Source organism: Corynebacterium tardum, from assembly GCF_046717785.1.
Classification (GTDB): Bacteria; Actinomycetota; Actinomycetes; order Mycobacteriales; family Mycobacteriaceae; genus Corynebacterium.
Genome location: NZ_CP177104.1, coordinates 375,212 through 391,856, shown reverse-complemented (window position 1 = coordinate 391,856; position 16,645 = coordinate 375,212). Strand labels below are relative to the sequence as shown.

21 protein-coding genes are annotated in these 16,645 nt (G+C 62.1%); 12 read left to right on the top strand and 9 right to left on the bottom strand.

The genetic code is table 11. The annotated features are described in order from the left end of the window. The first annotated feature begins 143 nt into the window (after positions 1–143). Positions 144–362, top strand: coding sequence for a hypothetical protein (locus ACLI1P_RS01880; protein WP_411709282.1), 219 nt, complete (start codon positions 144–146; stop codon positions 360–362). Positions 363–426: 64 nt separating this feature from the next. On the opposite strand, the gene ACLI1P_RS01875 is transcribed toward ACLI1P_RS01880, so the two are convergent. Beyond that, positions 427–1,911 (bottom strand): IS30 family transposase, encoded by a 1,485-nt coding sequence (locus ACLI1P_RS01875; RefSeq protein ID WP_411709160.1) that lies wholly within the window; start codon positions 1,909–1,911, stop codon positions 427–429. Between the two features lie 159 nt (positions 1,912–2,070). Between ACLI1P_RS01875 and ACLI1P_RS01870 the strand changes: the two genes are divergently transcribed. The 9 genes from ACLI1P_RS01870 (at position 2,071) to menE (ending at position 9,193) form a co-directional block, all read left to right on the top strand. Beyond that, on the top strand, positions 2,071–2,532 hold the full coding sequence (locus tag ACLI1P_RS01870) for a DIP1984 family protein (RefSeq protein WP_010189741.1): 462 nt from the start codon (positions 2,071–2,073) through the stop codon (positions 2,530–2,532). Positions 2,533–2,892: 360 nt separating this feature from the next. Beyond that, entirely contained in the window at positions 2,893–3,873 is a 981-nt protein-coding gene (locus tag ACLI1P_RS01865; protein ID WP_408932088.1) for a 1,4-dihydroxy-2-naphthoyl-CoA synthase, read from the top strand. Between the two features lie 15 nt (positions 3,874–3,888). After that, a complete protein-coding gene (locus tag ACLI1P_RS01860; RefSeq protein WP_408930033.1) occupies positions 3,889–4,038 on the top strand; it encodes a hypothetical protein in 150 nt (49 codons plus the stop codon). Positions 4,039–4,129: 91 nt separating this feature from the next. Further along, positions 4,130–4,318: a hypothetical protein gene (locus ACLI1P_RS01855; RefSeq protein ID WP_250413306.1), complete on the top strand. Its 189-nt coding sequence runs from the start codon at positions 4,130–4,132 to the stop codon at positions 4,316–4,318. A 168-nt stretch (positions 4,319–4,486) separates the two neighbouring features. Further along, the gene (locus tag ACLI1P_RS01850) at positions 4,487–5,653 is read left to right on the top strand and encodes a metal ABC transporter substrate-binding protein (protein WP_297845648.1); all 1,167 of its coding nucleotides are present in this window, start codon (positions 4,487–4,489) and stop codon (positions 5,651–5,653) included. 6 nt (positions 5,654–5,659) lie between these two features. After that, the gene (locus tag ACLI1P_RS01845; protein ID WP_023020501.1) at positions 5,660–6,346 is read left to right on the top strand and encodes a metal ABC transporter ATP-binding protein; all 687 of its coding nucleotides are present in this window, start codon (positions 5,660–5,662) and stop codon (positions 6,344–6,346) included. Beyond that, complete coding sequence (locus tag ACLI1P_RS01840) at positions 6,343–7,176, top strand: metal ABC transporter permease (RefSeq protein ID WP_023020500.1); 834 nt, start codon at positions 6,343–6,345, stop codon at positions 7,174–7,176. Before ACLI1P_RS01845 ends, ACLI1P_RS01840 begins: the two co-directional genes overlap by 4 nt. After that, entirely contained in the window at positions 7,176–8,003 is an 828-nt protein-coding gene (locus ACLI1P_RS01835; RefSeq protein ID WP_023020499.1) for a metal ABC transporter permease, read from the top strand. Before ACLI1P_RS01840 ends, ACLI1P_RS01835 begins: the two co-directional genes overlap by 1 nt. 56 nt (positions 8,004–8,059) lie before the next feature. Continuing rightward, complete coding sequence (gene menE, locus ACLI1P_RS01830; protein WP_250413301.1) at positions 8,060–9,193, top strand: o-succinylbenzoate--CoA ligase; 1,134 nt, start codon at positions 8,060–8,062, stop codon at positions 9,191–9,193. On the opposite strand, the gene ACLI1P_RS01825 is transcribed toward menE, so the two are convergent. After that, the gene (locus tag ACLI1P_RS01825; RefSeq protein ID WP_034656208.1) at positions 9,194–9,865 is read right to left on the bottom strand and encodes a metal-dependent transcriptional regulator; all 672 of its coding nucleotides are present in this window, start codon (positions 9,863–9,865) and stop codon (positions 9,194–9,196) included. It abuts the gene before it with no gap. Between the two features lie 214 nt (positions 9,866–10,079). Between ACLI1P_RS01825 and ACLI1P_RS01820 the strand changes: the two genes are divergently transcribed. After that, positions 10,080–10,970 carry a 1,4-dihydroxy-2-naphthoate polyprenyltransferase gene (locus ACLI1P_RS01820; protein ID WP_250413300.1) on the top strand — a complete coding sequence of 297 codons (891 nt, stop codon included), beginning with the start codon at positions 10,080–10,082 and terminating at the stop codon, positions 10,968–10,970. Here the strand turns inward: ACLI1P_RS01820 and ACLI1P_RS01815 are convergent. After that, positions 10,967–11,293 carry a DUF4229 domain-containing protein gene (locus ACLI1P_RS01815; RefSeq protein ID WP_250413299.1) on the bottom strand — a complete coding sequence of 109 codons (327 nt, stop codon included), beginning with the start codon at positions 11,291–11,293 and terminating at the stop codon, positions 10,967–10,969. The genes ACLI1P_RS01820 and ACLI1P_RS01815 overlap by 4 nt on opposite strands. A 38-nt stretch (positions 11,294–11,331) precedes the next feature. On the opposite strand from ACLI1P_RS01815, the gene ACLI1P_RS01810 reads away from it, so the two are divergent. Further along, on the top strand, positions 11,332–11,631 hold the full coding sequence (locus tag ACLI1P_RS01810; protein WP_408930032.1) for a hypothetical protein: 300 nt from the start codon (positions 11,332–11,334) through the stop codon (positions 11,629–11,631). On the opposite strand, the gene ACLI1P_RS01805 is transcribed toward ACLI1P_RS01810, so the two are convergent. The 6 genes from ACLI1P_RS01805 to ACLI1P_RS01780 all read right to left on the bottom strand — a co-directional run bounded on the left by ACLI1P_RS01805 (position 11,573) and on the right by ACLI1P_RS01780 (position 16,637). Continuing rightward, complete coding sequence (locus ACLI1P_RS01805) at positions 11,573–11,833, bottom strand: helix-turn-helix domain-containing protein (protein ID WP_200436254.1); 261 nt, start codon at positions 11,831–11,833, stop codon at positions 11,573–11,575. The two genes, ACLI1P_RS01810 and ACLI1P_RS01805, sit on opposite strands and share 59 nt — an antisense overlap. Beyond that, positions 11,834–12,853, bottom strand: a complete 1,020-nt coding sequence (ccsB, locus tag ACLI1P_RS01800) for a c-type cytochrome biogenesis protein CcsB (protein WP_411709281.1) — start codon at positions 12,851–12,853, stop codon at positions 11,834–11,836. Between the two features lie 119 nt (positions 12,854–12,972). Further along, entirely contained in the window at positions 12,973–14,604 is a 1,632-nt protein-coding gene (locus tag ACLI1P_RS01795) for a cytochrome c biogenesis protein ResB (protein WP_411709280.1), read from the bottom strand. Positions 14,605–14,620: 16 nt separating this feature from the next. After that, a complete protein-coding gene (locus ACLI1P_RS01790; RefSeq protein ID WP_411709279.1) occupies positions 14,621–15,427 on the bottom strand; it encodes a cytochrome c biogenesis CcdA family protein in 807 nt (268 codons plus the stop codon). After that, positions 15,424–16,029: a TlpA disulfide reductase family protein gene (locus tag ACLI1P_RS01785; RefSeq protein WP_411709278.1), complete on the bottom strand. Its 606-nt coding sequence runs from the start codon at positions 16,027–16,029 to the stop codon at positions 15,424–15,426. Before ACLI1P_RS01785 ends, ACLI1P_RS01790 begins: the two co-directional genes overlap by 4 nt. After that, entirely contained in the window at positions 16,029–16,637 is a 609-nt protein-coding gene (locus tag ACLI1P_RS01780; RefSeq protein WP_411709277.1) for a histidine phosphatase family protein, read from the bottom strand. The genes ACLI1P_RS01785 and ACLI1P_RS01780 overlap by 1 nt, the downstream gene beginning before the upstream one ends. Positions 16,638–16,645 lie beyond the last annotated feature (8 nt).

Sequence of the window (16,645 nt, the reverse complement as noted above, 5' to 3'; positions counted from 1 at the left end):
AACCACGCGAGACCCACATAGCAATCGCATAGGCACCCCAGCTCCCCGGGCGCTTTGGGGGGTCTCCTCTATTTTTTGGGTGCTCAAACGGTTGTTCAACCTAACTTCGTGAGATTAAATTCCTTAGAAGAAGGGAGGCCACGATGACATCGGCAATTCGCTTAACCAACAATGAGGAACTCAAACTTCGTAGAAAAGAACTGACCAACCAGCTCACTAACGCCTATTCAGCCATTGAAGGCGAACCCATCACTCGCCGCGATTTGCGTGATTTAGCCTCCATGGGCTGCCTCTCATTGGAAGAACGCCGCCTGTACGACGAGCTCCGCCGCATCGAGATGCTGCTCGACTTAGATGAGTAGCGCTGAGGTACATATCGATCAAATAAGCCCCCAGATCATCGGGCGGTTTCAAGTGGTGGATGCATCACTTGAATAGTTCTTGTATCTTCTCTTCGGGTTTATACCAGTTGAGGACCTTTCTGGGGCGCCCGTTGAGAAGGTCTTGAATGTGTTGGACATCCTTGTCGGTCAGGGTACTAAAGTCGCTTCCTTTAGGTAGGAAGTCTCTGACTAGCCCGTTAGTGTTTTCGTTGGTAGGGCGCTGCCAGGGCGAGTGCGGATCACAGAAGTAGACTGCTAGTCCACGTGCGATGCTCAGCTTGTCTACTTGGGCTAATTCAACGCCTTGGTCCCAGGTGAGAGTCTTGGTGATGTTGCGTATTTTGCCGGTGAACATCTCGATTAACTTGTCGACAGTTGTGGCGGAATCATGAACATCCAGTTTGCGGATCATGGTGTAGCGAGTACTGCGTTCCACACAGGTCACGAGTGCAGTGCTTCCTCCTTGTCCGATGATGAGATCGCCTTCCCAATGTCCTGGGACAGCGCGGTCTTCAACGCTGGCAGGGCGCTCGCTGATGCGGTAGTCCTCACCAATCCAGCTTCGATTACCGCGGGCTGGCAGGCGTGATTGTGGCTTTCGTCCGGTCCGCCCAGAACGCAGCGCTTTTTCTACTTTCAGCTCGTGGCGCAAAGCACCTTTAGCTTGGATGTAGAGAGCTTGGTAGATGGTTTCATGGCTAATTGACATATCCCCACCTTTACTGAAGCAGCGGGCAAGATAGTTCGAAATCTGCTCAGGCGACCACTTCGTGTTCAATCCCTCGATGACCAAGGCACGCAGCTGCGGGTTGGTATCGAGTTTGCGGGGTTTAGGCCTGGCTAAACGGTCCACAGCCCGCTTTTGTGCCACGAGGGCATCGTAGCCATGCTCAGTCATCCCACGGGCGATTTCCCTGCTAATCGTCGACTGGTTGCGGCCCAGTTGGGCTGCAATCTCACGGTGAGTAAGCCCCTGTTTAAGCAGGTAGCCTATCGCTATTCGGTCATGGCGGATAAGACGCTTTCCGCGTCCTACCTTCGATTCGGATTCAGTGGGATGATCATTGAGTATCAAACGCCCAGACATGCGATTATGATGCCACGCTTTAACCGTGGCATCACTGCGATCAACTACCTGACCGGCCTGTTTATAGCTTTTGCCAGCATCAACAAGCTGTAAAGCTTTAGCGATGCGATCCCGCTGGTGTTGTGCGGTTCCACCACGGTTGCCTTGGACGAGCTCAAACCCGTCCTGGGCAAGGTAGCTATAGGCCAACCGCTGAGGGAACCCGACCTCTTTAACTGCGCTGAGCACAGACCGGCCGCTTTCAACCAAAGCAACAACGTGTTGATACTGCTCGTCAACCAAACTCCGCTGGCGCCGAGCACGGCTAAGGCCCTCAGCCTGACGCCACGCCCTCGCCTGAGCTTTCGAAACCCCCAACTCCTTCAGGATCAATGGCATCGGACGCGCATCATGCAGATACGCCTCCACAAACTGCTCACGTAGCTTCTTGTCACCTGACATCTACACAACCTCCCAGCTGTATAGATGCATTCACCACCTGAGCCCGCCTCGAAGTTTCGGGGCACTATTTGTTAAAACCGTCACGACCGCACGGCGAAGCCTCCTGTCTGCCGTACAATTGCCCAGACAATCAATCCCATTAAGGGTTAAGGAGGAACCATGCTACTGGCTGAAGCCTTGGCCGAGCGTGCCCAGGCGCAGGAGCGCCTCAACTCGCTGAGTGACCGCCTCGCGGCGACGGTCCGCATTCAGGAAGGCGATGAACCGGATGAAAATCCGACCGATCTCCTCCGCGAACTCGAGGGCGTGACCAAGCGCATCGATGAGCTCGTCATCGCCATCAACGCCACGAACACGGCCACCGCGTTCGACGATGAGATCACGCTCATGGAAGCGCTGGCGCTGCGTGATGGTCTGCTACGCAAGCGCCGCATCTACCAGGGACTGGCAGAGCGTGCGGGTGCGCGCCACGACCGTTACTCCCGCTCAGAGATCAAGTTCGTGGCCACGGTGCCCGTGCCGAAGTTGCGCGAGCGCGCCGACGATCTGGCCCGCCAGTACCGCGAGCTGGATACCCGCATCCAGCAGCTGAACTGGAATACGGAACTGATAACTAAATAAGGTCTGCCGCTAGTTGTGCCGCATTCTTGCGGCACGTCATGTCGTTCGACATGTAGTCATGTCGCGCGCCACGCGCGCGACGGTAGCCCACACCCTTCGCAGCGAGCGCAACCCTTACTGGGCAGGGAAAAGTCCAGTGCTTCTCAGGCGCCTTCGTAGCGCAAGAAGGCAGGGAGGTTCGATTCCGTCCCACTGTATGGTGTACCGCGCTGGTACGGAGTACACGTGCACATTGACGGGGCATACCCCGCAGTATTGCGTATTGTTTTACAACCGCCGCGCTGGGCGGAGAGTGTGGGTGAGGGTTGGGAATGGGGACTATACTTCCGGCGCACTGCTTTCCAATTAAGCTGGTGTGCCATGAGCGAGCAGAAGAACTACAGCACCGATAACCCTTTCAAGCCGGAGCTCTGGCAGCCCGTCAAGGGCTTTGAGGATCTCACGGATATCACCTATCACCGACTTAACAGTGACGGTCCAAAGCCACAGCGTAAGGATGGCATCGTCCGCATCGCCTTCGACCGCCCTGAGGTGCGCAATGCGTTTCGCCCGCACACGGTAGATGAGCTTTACCGCGCGCTGGACCACGCGCGCCGCACCCCGGATGTAGGAACAGTACTTCTCACCGGCAACGGGCCTTCCCAGAAGGACGGCGGCTGGGCGTTTTGCTCCGGCGGTGACCAGCGCATCCGCGGCCGCTCCGGGTATCGCTATGCCACGGAGCATGCGCATGATGACGCGACTGCCGACGAATCCACTGTCGACACCGCCCGCGAGAAGGTTGAGGGCGGCCGCCTGCATATCTTGGAGGTCCAGCGCCTCATCCGCACCATGCCCAAGGTGGTCATCGCCGTGGTCAACGGTTGGGCCGCCGGCGGCGGGCACTCCCTGCACGTGGTGTGCGATATGACCATCGCCTCCCGCCAGGAAGCACGCTTCAAGCAGACCGACGCCGACGTCGGTTCCTTCGACGCCGGCTATGGCTCGGCCTACTTGGCCAAGATGGTGGGCCAAAAGTACGCCCGCGAGATCTTCTTCTTGGGCCGCACCTATGACGCGCAGCGCATGTACGAGATCGGTGCGGTCAATGAGGTTGTCGATCACGCCGATCTGGAGGACGCCGCAATCCAGATGGGCCGCGAAATCAACGGCAAGTCCCCAACAGCCCAGCGCATGCTGAAGTTCGCTTTCAACCTGACCGATGACGGCCTCATGGGCCAGCAAGTCTTCGCCGGCGAGGCGACCCGCCTGGCGTACATGACCGACGAGGCCGTCGAGGGCAAAGAAGCATTCCTCGAAAAGCGCGACCCGCAGTGGGAGCAGTTCCCGTATTACTACTAGCCAGGAGTTAGCACGATGTGGATTTTCGCCATCGGCTTGGCCACACTTGCACTGGCGGGCGTCATCGTCTCGCGAGTGTGGATGCTCAAGCGTATCAAGGATGCGCAGGACAGCGGGGAGCGTCCCTTCGCTCAGGAGGACACCCCGCGCAATCCATACATGTAGCGGAGTAAATGGCGTGGGACGCCCTCGGACCGGAGTGAGACATCTCAAGCAATTGTGGACATGCCCATAGTTAATACTTAAAGTGTCGAACATGAAACTCTGCAACTCATTCGTCATGCTCGCAGCACGCGTCGCCCTGGGCGTAATTCTCATCGCCCAGGGCTGGCAAAGGTTCTCCGAATGGACCGTCGCCGTCGCGGGCCTGATGCTCGCCGCCGGCCCCGGCATGCACTCCCTGGACCAGCTTCTCTTCAGCAAGAAGACAAAAGTAGCCAACTAAGGCCACCGCTTCCCAACCTCTCACTTCATCCATTGAAGTGAGAGGATTTTTTAAGTTTAGCAGCTCAAGAAGGAGATAGGACTACCTAAGTTCACGGTATTGAACAATTCAGTTCAAGGGTGCTAGTGTTTGTTGAGTTCGCTTCTCACAATGCAAAGGAAGTTCATTATGAGCTCAAATCACAGCACCCCACGCCGGCCCCTACAGCGCATTCTCGCAGGCACCTGTGCCCTAGCACTCGGCGCCAGCCTCGCCGCTTGCAGCGCCTCGAAAGAATCCACCGACGCTGCAAAGCCGAAGGACGGCGACACCGTCAAGGCCGTGGCCACGACTACCCAGATCTGCGACTACCTCACCCAGGTAGCCGCCGGCGGCGTCAAGCTCCACAAGGTCGACTCCCAGGGTGCGGAGACCAACTCCGGCGAGGGTCCAGTGACCCTCGACCTCACCTGTTTGCTCGCCCCCAACGCCAGCGCCCACGAGCACGAGATGACCCCACAGCAGATGCAGGCGCTCTCCCAGGCCGACTACATGTTCGTTAACGGAGTCGACCTCGAGCACTTCCTCGACCAAGCCGTGGACTCCTCCGGCTTCCACGGCGTCATGGCCGTGACCTCGGGCGTCAAGAGCGAAGGTATGGGCGATGGCAACGGCAAGTACACCATCGACGAGGGCATCGAACACGTGAGCCCGCGCCCGTGGCCTTTCCCGGGGGAGGACGGCGAGGCCCCAGAATTCAAGTACGACCCGCACGTGTGGACCTCCCCGAAGCAGGCCAAGATTCAGGTCGACAACATCGTCAACACGTTGTCCCAGGCCTCCCCGCAGGCCAAGGACGCCTTCACCGCCGCCGGCAAGAAGTACACCGACCAGCTGGAGGACCTCGACAAGTGGGCCAGCGATTCCATGTCCGCAGTTCCTGAGCAAGACCGCGTGCTCTTCTCTTCCCACGACGCCTTCGGCTACTTCTCTAACGAGTATGGCGTGAAATTCATCGGCTCCGCACTGTCTGACTTCAACCACCAGCAGGACGCCACCTCGAGCCACATCGATGAGCAGGTAAAGAAGGTCCGCGAGTCCGGCGCCAAGGCCATCTTTGCGGAGAATTCCAACAACTCGAAGTCCATCGAGGCCATCGCCCGCGCCGCAGGCGTCAAGGCGGTTACATCCGACGACGCTTTGTACGGCGACTCGCTAGGTGTGCCAGGCAGTGAGGGCGAGACCTACATCGGATCCATCGTCCACAACATCAACACCCTGGTCAGCGCCTGGGACTCCAAGCAGCAACCGTTGCCAGAATCGCTGCAGGAATTCGACTTCGCCAAGCGCAAGTAGCTCTTTATGTCTTCCCCATTAGTCACTCTGCACAATGCCACCTGCGGCTATGGCGCCCGGGATATCCTCACCGACGTTGACCTTGAGATCCGCGCGGGCGAGGCCGTGGCGCTCCTAGGTTCCAACGGCGCGGGCAAATCTACCCTGCTCAAGGCAATCACTGGCCTGGCTGCCTTGCGCGGCATGGCCACCATCGACGCCTCGCTCGGATACGTCCCGCAGTACCAAGACTCCGACCTGAGCTTTCCCGTCACGGCTTACAAGGTCGTGGAAATGGGCCTTTTGCCCTCAGTGAGCTGGTGGCACAGGTGCACGAGCATGCGTAGCTACCGCGACTGCGTACTCAATGCCCTGCGACAAGTGGGGATGGAGCACCTCGCCGAGACGCGGTTTGGCCAGCTCTCGGGTGGGCAACGCCAGCGCGTGCTCATCGCGCGCGCGTTGGTTTCGGCCCCGGAGCTGGTGCTTCTCGACGAACCCTTCAACGGGCTTGATCAAGAAAGTCGCCGAATCCTGATTCAGATCATTGCGGATCTCAAGGAAGCAGGAATCGCCCTGCTCGTCTCCACTCACGACCCCATCTTGGCGCAGCACACCTGCGACTGGGCGGCGTTTGTGATCGACGGCAAGGTCCGCACCATGGGAACCGAGGAAGCAGTGGAAACCTATATGGAGCAAGGCGCGCGACTGTGATAGAGCAGATTCTCTTCGCCCCGTACCTGCGCAATGCTTTCCTCTTCCTGCTGTGCCTATCGATTGCGGGAGCTGCCATTAGCGTCCTCGTTAATCTCCGCCGCATGGAATTTACGGTGGAAGCCCTCGTGCACTCGGTTTTTCCGGGCATCGTGGTAGGGCTCATCGTGGGCGGCATCCCGGGCATCGTGCCGGGTGCGGCCGCGGTGGCCACGGTGACGGTGCTGGTGCTGGCTTCTCTGGGTTCTGGGCAGGGCCAGTCAGCGCAGAAGCTGGATATGGAAGCCGGAACGGCCGTGGTGCTGACCTTTATGTACGGCATCGGCGTGGTCATCAGTTTGGCCTATGGCGACAAGTCCGGGCAGCTGGAGGCCCTCATGTTTGGCCGGCTTCTCGACGTCACGCAGTCCAGGCTGGCAACCTCCGTCACGCTCTGCGTGATTGCGGCACTACTCATCCTGACAACCTGGCGCATGCAGATTCTCGTCGCTTTCGATACCACAGCGGCCCGCGCCATGGGCATCAACGTGGCGGCTTATGAGCTCATTGCGAATATCGCGGTTGGCCTAATCGTGGTGGCGGCTAGCTCGGCAGTGGGTGTGTTGCTGGTTATCGGTTTTATTGTCATTCCAGGCCTCTCGGCGCGCTTGATCGCAGGATCCCCGCGCAGCATGTGCTTCTGGGCTGCGGGTTTGTCCACGCTGGCAGTGGTGGTGGGATTTGCCATCATGCTGTCCCAAACCACGCACCAGATTTCGCCGCAGGCAATCGTCAGCTTGATGCTGGTTGCCACCGTGCCGCTAGCGGGCTTGAAGGGGGTATTTAGCTAATGGGACTGTCTCATCTTGATCCAGAGATCCTGCGGATGCCCCTCCTTGAGGCCATCGCTGTGGGATGTTTATCTGGCTTAGTTGGAACCTTGATGGTCATGGGCAAGCGCGTCTTTTTCGCTGAGAGCCTGTCGCACGGAATCTTCCCCGGCGCGGTGCTCGGTGTAGTAGTGGCCAACCTTCTGAGCTTGGATCTCTCCACGGGTTTGATGGTGGGGGCGGCACTGTTCTGCCTGCCTTTGGCCTGGCTTATGCGGTGGTTGAGTACCGTCGAGGGCATTTCTTCGACCGCTGCCGCCGGCGTGACGCTCACCTTGGGATTTTCCCTGGGCATCTTGTTGCTGCGCTGGTTCCAACCGCTACCTATCCACGTGGATAGCTTTCTCGTGGGCTCGCTGACCACTGTCAATGCGCAGGATGTCTGGTTTGTCGGCGCCCTGGTGGTGGTCAGCCTTGGCGTGCTGGTGGCATTTCGCCGGACGTTAGTCTCCTTCTACTTCGACCAGACGTCCTTCCGCGCACAAGGCGGAAAGCCCGGCCGCTATGACTTGCTTACCCTCACGCTTATCAGCGTGACCATGGTGGTGGTGATTCCCGCAGTGGGCACTATCTTGTCCCTGGCGCTGCTGGTAGCCCCGGCGGCGGCGTTGCAGCCGTGGATCAAGCGCCCGACCCAGCTCATGCTCGGTGCCGGTATCGCGGGCATTGCGCTGGCATGCGGCGGGCTCTGGCTGGCGGCCGCACTCAGTTTGTCGGCGGGCGGCTGCATCGCGGTGCTGGCGGGTGTGTTCTATTTGCTCAGCATGGGGCTGCGCGCCTTGCTCTAAACGCCCGGCGCGCCGCCTCCCGGGACGAGCGATATGCCCGGGTAACCTGATTATTCGTGACTCATATCCTCGCCCCACTCCCAGTCGATCCCCACAATCCCGCAGGTATTTTGGATGAGCTCGAGAGAGCCATCGCTGGGCAGACCACGCTCTTACCCCTTCCCGCAGCGGACCGCACGCGGACGGAATTGCTGCGCAACCACATGCGCGCGGGCGAATCGATTGCTGAGGACATTGCTTTGGTGGTGGCTACCTCGGGTTCCACGGGCACACCGAAGGGTGCGCAGCTAAGCCCGCTTAACCTGGTGGCGAGTGCGGATGCCACCCATTCTTTCCTGGGTGGACCCGGCCAATGGCTACTGGCCATGCCCGCCCATCACATCGCGGGCATCCAGGTGCTCGTGCGTTCGTTGGTGGCGGGTGTGGAGCCACTGTGCCTCGACCTGTCTCAAGGCTTTAACATCGCCGAGTTCGCCCGCGCAGCAGAAGAACTCGCTCACACCGAAGACCGCATGTACACCGCGCTCACGCCGATGCAGCTGCACAAGGCACTCGATTCACTGGACGGCATCCAAGCACTGCGCCGCTTCAACTCCATCCTGGTGGGTGGAGCAGCGCCGCATCCCCAGCTATTAGAATCTGCGCGCAAGCTCGACATCACCGTGGTAACCACCTATGGCTCCTCGGAGACTGCGGGCGGTTGCGTCTACAACGGCACTCCCCTGCCCGGCACCGAGGTGCGCATCGGCGAGGATAACCGCATTTTCCTGGGCGGGCCGACCATTGCGCAGGGCTACCGCAATGTGGAATCGCGCGACTTCGTCGATGGCTGGTTCGCCACTTCCGACGCCGGGGAGCTCGACGCCCACGGTCAACTCACCGTCACTGGACGTCTGGACAGCATCATCAACTCGGGCGGGTTGAAGTTGCACCCAGAACAACTGGAACAGCTCTTGTTGCAGGTACCGGGCGTCGACAGTGTATGCGTGGTGGGCATCCCTGATCCACGTCTTGGCCAGATGATCGCCGCAGCTTACACCGGCTGGGCCTCGCGCACCGACATCCTCGAAGCGCTCGATGACCTGCCTCGGTGGCAGATTCCGCGCGAGATTATCCGCATTGCTGAGATGCCGCTGACCGGCCCCGGCAAGGTGGACCGTCGTGGTGTCGCAGGGCTCTTTAAGAACTGATTAGACTTCGTTAGCGCGCACCGTCACGTCGGCGGCCGCGACTTCCGCAAGAGAGAACTCCTCGTCCCCTGCGTGCAGGTTGAGCAGGCCCGCAACGCGGGAATCGACTACGACCTCGACGCCCAGGCCGACGCCATGGCTGTCGAGGTAGCGCAACAGCTCGGTGTCTCCGTCGCATACCCGCTCGATGGTGACAGGGGTGTGAAGGGGAACGTCGTCAAGCGTGAGCGTGCCAAGGTCCTCGATGCTGCCCTGCGCGTCGGGGATGGGATCGCCGTGGGGATCGCGCTGAGGATGGCCCAGGTGCTGATCGAGTCGATCGATGAAGCGATCGGAGCATGCATGCTCGAGGAGATCGGCATCCTCGTGAACCTCGTCCCAGGTGTACCCCAGCTCTTTGACCAAGAAGGTCTCGAGGAGACGATGGCGGCGGACCATGCCCATGGACAGTGCCTGGCCCTCTGGGGTCAGCGAAACGCCAGCGTAGCGCTCATGTTCCACCAGCCCTTGGGCAACGAGACGCTTTACGGCTTCCGACGCCGTGGGCACCTTTTGGTTCAATCGCCCCGCCAGCTCCTTGAGCGCGATGGGCGCGCCGCCGGAGTGCTCGGAGAGGTCCCACAGGACTTTGAGGTAGTCCTGGGTACGTTCAGGGAGATCGCTTAAATGCATGATATTCATCGTAGTAAAGGCCTTGCCCCGCGAGCGATTCACATGATAACTTTAAGAAAGTTCAACGCATTGAACTTTTGTCACGGGTGTGGCCCACAGCCGTCCTTTCTTGGGTACGTACGACGCGCTTCCGCCATACCCGTGGCTTTTATATATCCGCCGTGTGCGTCCCTTGTGCACAGCATGCCCGCGGTGGCGTGGCACAATAACTGACATGTCACTTTCTGCCTATCCCGCAACTGCCAAAGACTGGCTCCAAGGCGCACGCCCGCACACGTGGGCTAATGCCTTCGCCCCAGTCATCGCTGGTACTGGTGCCGCAGCGGCTGCCGACGGCGCGCACTTCGGCCGCGCGCTTCTCGCCCTCGTGGTGGCGTGGGCGCTCATCATCGGTGTCAATTACGCCAACGATTACTCGGATGGCATCCGCGGCACCGACGACGACCGCACCGGTCCGCAGCGCCTCACCGGCGGCGGCCTGGCCCGCCCGCAGCAGGTGAAACTCGCGGCCTTCGCCGCCTTCGCCGTGGCCGGACTCGCCGGCATCGCGCTGTCTTTTGCGGCGCACGCCTGTTGGCTCATCCTCGTCGGCGCGCTATGCATCGCCGGCGCGTGGTTTTATACCGGTGGCAAGAACCCGTATGGCTATCGCGGGCTCGGCGAGGTCGCCGTCTTTATCTTCTTCGGGCTCGTCGCTGTGCTCGGCACCGAATTCACCCAGGCCGGCCGCCTGTCGTGGTCGGGCCTCGCGCTGGCCGTGGGCATCGGCGCGATGAGCTCCGGGGTGAACTTAGTCAATAATATCCGCGATATTCCCTCCGACGCCGAGACCGGCAAGATTACCCTCGCCGTGCGGCTTGGCAACCAGAAGGCGCGACTGCTCTTTACGGTGCTGCTCCTGCTGCCATTCCTGCTGACCATCGGCATCGCCTTCGGCAGCTGGCTCGCGCTCGCCGGCCTGGTCTACTTCCCCCTTGCGCTGCGCGCCATCCGCACCGTCAACCGCGGCGCCCAGGGCCCAGAGCTTATCCCCGTGCTCGGCCTGACCGGCCGCGCGATGCTCCTGTGGGCCGTTATCGAGGCCGCCGCGCTCATCCTCGTCTAGTCCTGCGCGGCGCGGCCTTCCAGCTCCGCCTGGACCCAGCGCTTGTGGGCCTTACGCTGGGCGGAGTACTCGGCCAGCGTCTGGGTGGCCTCGATGCGCCACTTTTTAAAGATCAGCATCGATAGCGGCAGCGCCACAAAGAGCGCCAGCAGCGCCGCGATGAGCACCGGGATGGGAAAGCCGATGGTGATGGCCAACAGCTCAATCACCACGGTCAATGCGATAAATAGCATCACGCGGGCGAGCCCGTACTTCCACAGCGCCGCGCGCGAACGGCGGCGCAGTTCTGGGTCCGGCTTGGGTGGCTCAGGGTTATGCGTCATGGGGGTTGATTGTACGCGGTGCAGGTAGAATCGCACGCATGGGCCGAATCATCCTCCTCCTACTCTTTGTCCTCGCCGCCTACCTCGTCTGGAAGGCCTTCGGGCCCTCGACATGGAAAAAGCGCGAGGTGGAACAACCCCGCGCTATCAAAGGCCCCGATGATGACGAGGAATTCCTGTGGAACCTAGAAAAGGAACGCTTCAAACAGCGCCGCGCCCAGGAGGCAGAAGAAGAAAACGCCGCCAGCGCCGCAAACGCGACGCCGACGGCGAGAAGGACTAGGCTTCCTTCGGCACGAACCGCATCTCTAGGCCTAAGGCCTCGGCCACGGCCGTGATCTTTTCCCACCGCACGCCCGCACCACCGTGTTCGATGGTGTGGAGGGTGGAGCGGGAGACCCCGGCGGCGTCGGCAAGCTGCTGCTGCAAAATGCCCAACTCGCGGCGCCGCTCGGCAAATTGGGCGCCTAGGCCCAAAATCACCGCATTATCGCCGGCCGGCTTTCCCTGCTTATGGCGCGGGCTCGTATGCTCCGCCATCTAGTTCAGCCCCGCATAGGAATGCAGGCCGGAGACGACCATATTGATAAAGATCAGGTTGAAGACCATCAGCGCCATCGCCATGACGTTGATCCACGGCGCCGCCTTGCGGAAGGACGGCGTCGCACGCGCGTGCAGGTAAGCGGCATACAGGATCCAGGTGGCAAAGGACACTGTCTCCTTCGGGTCCCAGCCCCAGAAGCGGCCCCACGCGGACTCCGCCCAGATGGCGCCGAGCACGATGCCCAGGCCCAGGGTCGGCAGCGTGACCACGCCGAGGCGGTAGGCCAGCTGATCCAGCTTCTTGGCGGAAGGCAGCGGGCGCGCCAGCGCTCCGAAGAAGCCGGTCTCCACGCCCTTCGGCTGGTGCACGCGCAGGATGCTCAGCAGCGAGGCGATGCCGGAGACGATGCCGATGGAGGCACCCAGCGACACCACGGTGACGTGGATGGGCAGCCAGTGGGACTGCAGCGCCGGCACCACGGGGGCGGACTCCGCGTACAGCTTGGTGGATCCGTAGAACATCAGCGCCAGGATCGGGGTAAGCAGCCACGGCCACAGGGTGCGCCACTCCTTGCGCTGCATGGCAAGGGTCGCCACCACCATCACGCCCGCGGTCACCATGAGCACGTACTCGTACAGGTTGCCAAACGGGAAGCGGCCGGTGGCCAGACCGCGCAGCACGATGGCCGCGAGGTGCAGGGCGATGCCCAGCCACATGAGCATCTGCATCATGCCGCCGAGCTTGTCGACGTTCTGCTCCTTCTTCGCCACATCGGCGTCCTCGGCGGCGGTGGTGGCCGGGGGGACGTCGCCCAGCACGGCGTCGCCACCGCGCGCGCCCACGGCGGCGTACTCACGCTGCTGCGCCACTGCGTCGGAGCGGGAACGCAGGACCTCGATGAGGCCTTGCATGCGGCCGTAGTAAATCAGGGACAGCACCAGCGCGAGCGCGTAGATGACGAACGAGGTCTGGACGGCGATGTCCGAGAAGTTGGACAGATTCTGATCAATCTGCATAGGTTTCTACCTTCACAATCTGGCAGGAATGGAGAGGATTTGCGGTGGCCCTTAGGGTACTCCCCCATGTGTAGCCTCTCCAACTTTTGACTGATATTTCGGCGCCGGCGTCAGCGCCGCTAATCCTCGGCGTACAGGGTGTCTTCCTCCACCTCATCCGGGTCCGGCAGCTCCAAGAGCTGGCGGTGAAGCGCGTAGAACTCCTCGGACCAGCCGGCGCGGTCGGTGCGGGCCAGGCCGCCCATCTCGATATCGGTGCCGCCGCCGGCAGCCGGGCGGATGCGTACCCACACGCGGCGGCGCTTAATCACCAGCGAGCCCACGAGGGAGACCAGCATGGCCAGTGCGGAAACCAGCACCCACTTCTGGAAGGGGTCGTAGGAAACCTGGTAGTTGGCGAACTCGGAGGCGCCGTCGAAGGTGACCTTCGTGCCGTCGTCGAGCGTCACCGACTCACCCTGGTTGAGGTTCACGCGGTCGATCTTCTGCAGCTGACCGGAGTGGACCAGGGAGGTATCCAGGCTAAACAGGGACTGCGGGGTGCCGGTGTCCAGGCCGGCGTCGCCGCGGTAGATGTCGATGGCCACGGCCGGATCCAGCATTGCCGGGTACGAAGACTGCAGCAGCTTGCCGTTCTCACCGGACCACTCGGCCGTCGGCGCGAAGAGGCCCTGAATGGCCAGCTGGTTCTGGCGGCGCTCAAACAGGTCCGGGTACATGCCCGCCGGCGGATCGAAGCGCATGAGGCCCGAGGACAGGAAGAAGGTGGTGTCATTGGGCTGGAACTGGATGGTCTGCGTGCGCTTCTCGCCGTCCGGCCACTCCACCGTCATCGTCGGCGCATAGCCGTGGCCCTGCAGGTAGACGCGGTTATTCTGCAGGCGCAGCGGGTGGTTGACCTGGAGCTGGTAGTCCTTCCACTCGGAGTCATCCTTATAGATGTCATCGCCCTCCGCGTAGGACACGTTGGAGCTAAACATCTCCGCTTGGCCGTTGGGAAGGTACTCCGCGGCGAAGTCGTGGGCCTTGACGCAGAAGGGGTGCAGGCCGGTGCCGTCAAAGAGCGGGCCGGCGCGGAAGGAGTTGTAATTCGAGGTCGAGGTATTACAGAACTCCGTGGACTGCGCCTGCTCCTGGGACTGGCCCTGGGAGTTCTTCTCCGTGACCACGATGACCTGACCCTCGTAGGTGACCAGGCGGCCAGCCGCCATGGTGAGCAGGATGGCCACGAGTGCCACGTGGAAAATGAGGTTGCACAGCTCGCGGGCGTAACCGCGCTCCGCAGAGAAGGACTGCGCGCCGGCGCGATCCTCAGCGGGCGCGACCTCCGAGACTCGCCACTTCTTGAGCATGCTCTGTGTCGCGGCCGCGATCTCCTCCGGGGATTTCTCCGAATGCCCAGTGGCGTTGAGCGGCATCTTGGACAAGTACTTCGGCGCGCGGGTGGGCGGGGTCTTCCACGCCTTGTAGTGATCCCAGGAGCGCGGGATGATGCAGCCCACCAGGGAAACCATGAGGAGGACGTAGATGGCCTGGAACCAGATGGAGGAGAAAACGTCGAAAAGCTGCAGCTTATCGTAGATCTCCGCCACCGTGCCGTTGGTCTCAATGAAGTCGTTGACGTTGGACTCGTTGAGCGAGCGCTGCGGCAGCAGGGAGCCGGGGATGGCCGCGATGGCCAGCAAGAACAGCAGCGCCAATGCGGTGCGCATGCTGGTCAGCCAGTGCCAGGCCTTGCGGATGTACCTCACGAAAATGTCACTCCTTCTAAATCAGCGTCGCGCCGTGGGAGACGGTCCACTGCCGGACGATGGTGATGAACTCGCCCCAGGCGCCGGTGAGCAGGGCAAGGCCTACGAGGATCATGGCGATTCCGCCCGCCATCTGAATGGCGCGGGAGTGCGCGCGCATCCAGGACACGGTGCGCATGGCCTTGGCAGATCCCAGCGCCACGAGCAGGAAGGGCAGGCCCAGCCCCAGGCAGTAGCCGACGATGAGCAGCGTGCCGCGCACTGCAGTCATGCCCGCGGTGCCGGCGGAGACGGACAAGATGGCGGCCAGCGTGGGCCCCAGGCACGGCGTCCAGCCCAGGGCAAACACGCCGCCGAGCAGCGGCGCCCCCAACCAGGTGGTCCAGCGCCTCGGCGCCATGCGCGTGTCCTTCTGCAGCACCGGCACCACGCCCATGAACACCACACCCATGAGGATGGTGATGATGCCACCGGCGCGCATGAGGGTGTCCGCGTTGAGCCGCAGCGCCGAGATGGCGCCGAAGACCGAGACTGTGGCCAGCACGAAGATAACGGTAAAGCCCAGCACGAAGAGGGCTGCGGCGCCGACGACGGCCCACTGCCGGCGCTTGCCCACGCCGACCCCGAGCTCCTCGTCGTAGGTGACCTCGCCGCCGACCACGGAGGCTAGGTAGGAGATGTAGCCGGGCACCAGCGGCACCACGCAGGGTGAGGCGAAAGATACCAGCCCGGCGGCGGCCGCGGCGAGGATTCCTAGCAGCAGCGGGCCGGCCGCGGCGGCGTCGGCAAAGCTCTGCCCGATTCCGTCAGCGGCTAGGATCACTGTTCTTTCTCCAGCTCGTCCACGACGTCGAGTACGTCCTGTTCCGTGATCTCCGTGAGGAAGACCGCGGCCGGGCGGTGCTGCTTGTCCAGCACGATGGTGGTGGGCACCACGGAGGTGGGCACGCCGCCGAGCGCTGCGGCCGTCTTAAACGGCGGGTCGTAGATGGACGGGTACTCCAGGCCGTTATCGGTGAGGAAGTCCCGGGAAATCTCCGGGTTAAAGTCCTGGACGTTAATGCCCAGCACGGTGCCGATCTCGCGTTTCTGCAGCTCCGCGTGGACGGCCTGCAGGTCGTCTGATTCCGAGCGGCACGGCGCGCACCACTGGCCCCAGGAGTTGAGGACGACGATCTGGTCCTTGTAATCCGAGAGGTGAATCGTTGCGGACTCGTCCCGCAGATCCTCGCCGGAGAAATCCTTGAGCGGCTTGCGGTCGGCCTCGTCGTAGCGGATGGTGGTCTGCCCGCCGGGCGAGATGAACTGGAACGTATCTCCGGAGGACACCGCGTTCTGGGCGTTCTCCTCGCTCTGGGAGCAGCCGGCCACCGCGAGGGCCGGCACGAGGACAAGCGCCGCAGCGCTGTTTGTCAGGCGGCCCATTAGATGTCCTGCGCCGGGGAGGAATAGAAGATGTCCACGATGTCGCGGTCGCGGTAAACCAGGGAGGTCACCGAGGCCAGATCACATTCGCGGTCCCACGGCGCGTGCGCCAAGCGCTTGCCCAGCACGGTGCGCTGCACCATGACAATGGGCAGCTGGTGGGAGACCACGATGGCCTCGTGGCCCTCGGCCTTGGCGCGGGCGCGCTCGGCGGCATCCATCATGCGCGCGGCGATCTCGGTGAAGGGCTCGCCCCACGAGGGCTGCAGCGGGTTGACCATGAGCGGCCAGCGCTGCGGGTTCCACAGCTGCGAGTTCCAGCCCTTGGTGCGCAGGCCCTCGAAGCGGTTGCCGGACTCGATAACGCCCTTATCGACGTCCACCTCCAGCCCCGTCACCCGCGAAATCGGCAGCGCCGTCTCCTGGGCGCGCTGCAGCGGCGAGGCCGCCAGGTACGTGACGTCGTGACCTGCAAAGGCCTGGGCGGTGCGCACGGCCATGGAGTGTCCGCGGGAGGACAGGTGGTAGCCCGGGATGCGTCCGTAGAGGATCTTGTCCGGGTTAAAAACCTCGCCGTGGCGGACGAAGTGGACGATGGTGGTGGACATAAGCCTGG

What these genes read in the sequence shown, in the direction of transcription:
- ACLI1P_RS01870 (WP_010189741.1), top strand. Translation starts at nt 2,071, where the DNA reads ATGCTACTGGCTGAAGCCTTGGCCGAGCGTGCCCAGGCGCAGGAGCGC.
- ACLI1P_RS01785 (WP_411709278.1), bottom strand. Translation starts at nt 16,029, where the DNA reads ATGGGCCGCCTGACAAACAGCGCTGCGGCGCTTGTCCTCGTGCCGGCC.
- ACLI1P_RS01850 (WP_297845648.1), top strand. Translation starts at nt 4,487, where the DNA reads ATGAGCTCAAATCACAGCACCCCACGCCGGCCCCTACAGCGCATTCTC.
- ACLI1P_RS01855 (WP_250413306.1), top strand. Translation starts at nt 4,130, where the DNA reads ATGAAACTCTGCAACTCATTCGTCATGCTCGCAGCACGCGTCGCCCTG.
- ccsB (WP_411709281.1), bottom strand. Translation starts at nt 12,853, where the DNA reads ATGCAGATTGATCAGAATCTGTCCAACTTCTCGGACATCGCCGTCCAG.
- ACLI1P_RS01865 (WP_408932088.1), top strand. Translation starts at nt 2,893, where the DNA reads ATGAGCGAGCAGAAGAACTACAGCACCGATAACCCTTTCAAGCCGGAG.
- ACLI1P_RS01825 (WP_034656208.1), bottom strand. Translation starts at nt 9,865, where the DNA reads ATGCATTTAAGCGATCTCCCTGAACGTACCCAGGACTACCTCAAAGTC.
- ACLI1P_RS01815 (WP_250413299.1), bottom strand. Translation starts at nt 11,293, where the DNA reads ATGACGCATAACCCTGAGCCACCCAAGCCGGACCCAGAACTGCGCCGC.
- ACLI1P_RS01845 (WP_023020501.1), top strand. Translation starts at nt 5,660, where the DNA reads ATGTCTTCCCCATTAGTCACTCTGCACAATGCCACCTGCGGCTATGGC.
- ACLI1P_RS01880 (WP_411709282.1), top strand. Translation starts at nt 144, where the DNA reads ATGACATCGGCAATTCGCTTAACCAACAATGAGGAACTCAAACTTCGT.
- ACLI1P_RS01810 (WP_408930032.1), top strand. Translation starts at nt 11,332, where the DNA reads ATGGGCCGAATCATCCTCCTCCTACTCTTTGTCCTCGCCGCCTACCTC.
- ACLI1P_RS01820 (WP_250413300.1), top strand. Translation starts at nt 10,080, where the DNA reads ATGTCACTTTCTGCCTATCCCGCAACTGCCAAAGACTGGCTCCAAGGC.
- ACLI1P_RS01860 (WP_408930033.1), top strand. Translation starts at nt 3,889, where the DNA reads ATGTGGATTTTCGCCATCGGCTTGGCCACACTTGCACTGGCGGGCGTC.
- ACLI1P_RS01805 (WP_200436254.1), bottom strand. Translation starts at nt 11,833, where the DNA reads ATGGCGGAGCATACGAGCCCGCGCCATAAGCAGGGAAAGCCGGCCGGC.
- ACLI1P_RS01875 (WP_411709160.1), bottom strand. Translation starts at nt 1,911, where the DNA reads ATGTCAGGTGACAAGAAGCTACGTGAGCAGTTTGTGGAGGCGTATCTG.
- ACLI1P_RS01780 (WP_411709277.1), bottom strand. Translation starts at nt 16,637, where the DNA reads ATGTCCACCACCATCGTCCACTTCGTCCGCCACGGCGAGGTTTTTAAC.
- ACLI1P_RS01835 (WP_023020499.1), top strand. Translation starts at nt 7,176, where the DNA reads ATGGGACTGTCTCATCTTGATCCAGAGATCCTGCGGATGCCCCTCCTT.